The 2,014-nt window shown below is 70.3% G+C and carries 3 protein-coding genes; all 3 read right to left on the reverse strand.

Annotated elements, in window-relative coordinates:
* Nucleotides 1-223, reverse strand: a 223-nt coding sequence (locus WA805_RS23100; RefSeq protein ID WP_425243388.1) for a hypothetical protein, incomplete at its 3' end; no start/stop codon positions are given.
* Nucleotides 224-370: 147 nt separating this feature from the next.
* On the reverse strand, nt 371-586 hold the full coding sequence (locus tag WA805_RS23105; RefSeq protein ID WP_422285286.1) for a DUF3303 domain-containing protein: 216 nt from the start codon (nt 584-586) through the stop codon (nt 371-373).
* Between the two features lie 34 nt (nt 587-620).
* Nucleotides 621-1,787 carry an adenosylhomocysteinase gene (locus WA805_RS23110; protein WP_425243389.1) on the reverse strand — a complete coding sequence of 389 codons (1,167 nt, stop codon included), beginning with the start codon at nt 1,785-1,787 and terminating at the stop codon, nt 621-623.
* Nucleotides 1,788-2,014 lie beyond the last annotated feature (227 nt).

Raw genomic sequence — 2,014 nt, forward strand, 5'->3', positions numbered from 1 at the left:
CGCCCGGCGTCCCGCCGCCGGCTGATCCTCCTGCCGCGGGGCAGCTGGGCCCGCTGGCCGCCCCGGCCGCATACACGGCCGCGCCGAACACCTGGCCAACCGGCTCGAAGCCCGCGCTACGCACAGCGGCGAACTCACCGCAGGTCAGCGAGGACCCCCACGTCCCGCTGGACCGGATCCCCGCGATCCGGGCCCCGGCCACGGCAGGCAGCTCCTCCCTCACACTGCCAGCCTAGGCCTGGCACCCCGGAATGCCGGGCCGGGCTTCCCCAACGAAGGACAGGACCGATCCGACATCCCACCAGCCCGGGCCACCCCCGTGTGGGCCTGAGCGGCGTCATGCCCGGCTACCGCCGGCGCGCTGATCCTGTCATGTCCCGGCTCGGGCCGCCGCCTCGGCGGACGTGATCACGGGGTACACCTCGAAGCTGACCAGGTCACTCCAGCGTTCGAACCAGACATCGAACAAGGCTGGGTCGCTGGTCTCCATAAGCTGGAAGCACCGGTCCATGCCGCCATCGTCCACCACCCAGCTATTGACGTACTCCAGCCCCGCGGGCAGCATCCGCCCGCATGCGGCGGCCATTGGCCACGATCGGCGTGGGAGCGCCCTGGGTGAGTTAGGCCCTCGGCGCGGCCGGGTACTTGCGATCGAGGTAGCTGGCGGCGATCGCGGCGTCGATAGTGGCCGGGACGGGAACGACGCAGCTGGCGGCGTCCACGCTGCCGTTGGCGACGGCCTCCAGGCACCGGGCTTGCAGCGCAAAGCCGAGGTCCATCGACTCGATCGAATTGCCCAGCGGCCGCGGGCCGGCCAGGTTGAACATATGCCCGCGCGAGATCACGTGGACGCGCCGGCCGTCATGGAGCTCAAGCGTCATGAGGTCATCGGCGTACTCGCGGAAGCCCGCGACATCGGGAGAGCCCGCTATGGCGTCGACGTCGATTTCGAACGGGAAGTGGCCGGCATTGGCCACGATGACGCCGTCACGCAGCAGCGGCAGGTCCGCGGCCGTCAGCACGTCCCGGGCACCGGTGACCGTGATGATCAGGTCGGCGTCAGCGATGGCCTGCTCGCGCGGCGGTGTGCTGAAGCCGTCCAGATGCGCTCGCAGCCGGGTGACCGGATCGACGTCTACCACTGTCACCCGGGCGCACGCGCCGCGGAAGTTGGCCGCGACTCCGCGCCCGCACGCGCCGTAGCCGAAGACCGTGACCTCCTCGCCGTTGGTCACGCGGTTGGTCAGGCGCAGGTAGGACTCCAGCGCGCTCTGCCCCACGGCGTGCTCGTTCTCGGCGAACTGCTTGATCGGGCTGTCGTTGATCACCAGGATCGGCAGCCGCAGGCGGTCACGCAGCGGCTCCAGGCGCATCCGGCCGGACGTTGTCTCCTCTGTTCCCCCGCGCAGGCCGTCGTAGGGCGCATCGAGGTACCTGGCGAACAGGTCGCCGCCGTTGTCGAGGATGAGGTCCGGCCTGGCCGCGATCACCTCCCCGAGGTACCGGCCGTGCACCTGCCTGTCCCTCGTCGGGCCCCCGATCACCACCACGCCCTCGGCGTTCAGCGCCTGCAGCGCCTCGGGCTGTGTCGTGTTCAAGTTGCCGGTCGAGACCAGCCGCGCTCCGCCATCGCGCAAGGTCAAGAGCAGCGCCACCGTCTTGGCCTCCAGATGGATACCTGTCCCGATGGTGAGTCCGCGGAACGGCAGCGTGTCCTTGAACTCCGCCGAGATCGACCGAAGCAAGCGACAGTGCTCGGCAACCCAGTCAATGCGCGTAGACGTCATGCCTTGAGGTTTCCCAGCTGGCGCCCGGTGGATTCCCAGGCAGCGGAGTTAGCGTGACGGCGTGGATGAGCTGGCCGATTCCCGCAGCCTGGCCAGTGACCCGGTGGCGCTCAGGGCGCGGCTCGCCGCTGACGGGTACGTATTCCTGCGCGGCCTGCTGCCGGCCGAGCGAGTCCGGGCAGCGGGCGAACGGGTAGCCGCGACGCTGCGAGCGGGCGGCTGGACGG

This window comes from Trebonia sp. (assembly GCF_049794275.1).
Lineage (GTDB): Bacteria > Actinomycetota > Actinomycetes > Streptosporangiales > Streptosporangiaceae > Trebonia.

What these genes read in the sequence shown, in the direction of transcription:
- WA805_RS23110 (WP_425243389.1), bottom strand. Translation starts at nt 1,787, where the DNA reads ATGACGTCTACGCGCATTGACTGGGTTGCCGAGCACTGTCGCTTGCTT.
- WA805_RS23105 (WP_422285286.1), bottom strand. Translation starts at nt 586, where the DNA reads ATGGCCGCCGCATGCGGGCGGATGCTGCCCGCGGGGCTGGAGTACGTC.